We start from the raw sequence: 1153 nt of genomic DNA on the forward strand, positions 1-1153 counted from the left end.
AATACACATGGTTTTACTGATTGAGTGAGACACTGTGCAATGGCCTCTACCGCTGAATGAAGTTCGGCAGCATCACTTTGTGGCATCGCGGCAGATAACTCATAAATATTTTCGGGTATGGCCGACTCAACAATCGGCATTTCAGCATAATCACTCGGCAAGCCAATATAAACAGGTTTACGGTAACGCAGTGCAGCAGTAATCACTCGTTCAGTTTCTGTAACACAGTTGTCAGGTGTTAAAATAGTATGTGCACACACAAAATGTTTAGTCGCATCAGAAAACAGATCAAAATGCCCATTACCTAATGTGTGATGCACAATAGCACCCGATGCTTGAACCGTACTTGATGGCATACCAACAAGATGAAAAATAGGTAAAGACTCTGCAAACGCACCCGCTATCCCGTTGATAGCACTCAGCTCACCAACCGCAAACGTTGTGTTTAACACGGCCATACCATGAATTCGTGCATAACCATCAGCGGCATATGCCGCATTAAGTTCATTACAGTTACCAATCCACCGTAAACGCGCATCTTCACACACCGCATCTTCAATCGGGAATGCATAATCGCCAGGCACCCCGAAAATATCGGTAATACCCAAATCATACAAACGTGATAGCAGATGTTGAACAACCGTTTTAGCCATAATGAGGTTTCCTTATTGCAATATTGAAAGATGTCTCGTCTGTATTTGCAGTATTTGCCGCTTATCCCCATAATGGAAATGCTTTGTTTTTATCCAACCCATAACAAAAAGTTATTCAATATGGTAAACCAATGAAATTACGAGAATTGCACTACTTTGTTGAGGTTATTCGGCAGAATGGGTTTGGTCGAGCAACAGAAATATTGCATGTTACACAGCCAGCCATCAGCCGCGCGATTAAGCAACTTGAGGATAAGGTTGGGGGAGAGTTACTCATTCGTGAACCCAGAGGAGTACGTTTAACAGAGAGAGGGCATATTTTATTACGTTATGCGGAAAATATTCTTCAGCAAGAGCGTAATCTGTACAAAGAGCTGCATGATATGGGTGAAGATATTACTGGTACATTACGGGTAGGTTTACCCCCTGTGATCAGTGCTGTTTATTTCCCTGATATTATTTTTGCATTTCGTTCGCGTTGCCCACATGTTGAGTTGGAG

At 42.5% G+C, this 1153-nt stretch carries 2 protein-coding genes; one reads left to right on the forward strand and one right to left on the reverse strand.

Annotated elements, in window-relative coordinates:
• Positions 1-653, reverse strand: a 653-nt coding sequence (locus ACRC27_RS13230; protein ID WP_438640089.1) for a thiamine pyrophosphate-binding protein, incomplete at its 3' end; no start/stop codon positions are given.
• Between the two features lie 131 nt (positions 654-784).
• Between ACRC27_RS13230 and ACRC27_RS13235 the strand changes: the two genes are divergently transcribed.
• Positions 785-1153 (forward strand): LysR family transcriptional regulator (locus ACRC27_RS13235; RefSeq protein WP_438640090.1); only part of this gene is annotated, 369 nt, incomplete at its 3' end.

The organism is Plesiomonas sp. (genome assembly GCF_051650925.1).
Classification (GTDB): domain Bacteria; phylum Pseudomonadota; class Gammaproteobacteria; order Enterobacterales; family CAMTGL01; genus Plesiomonas.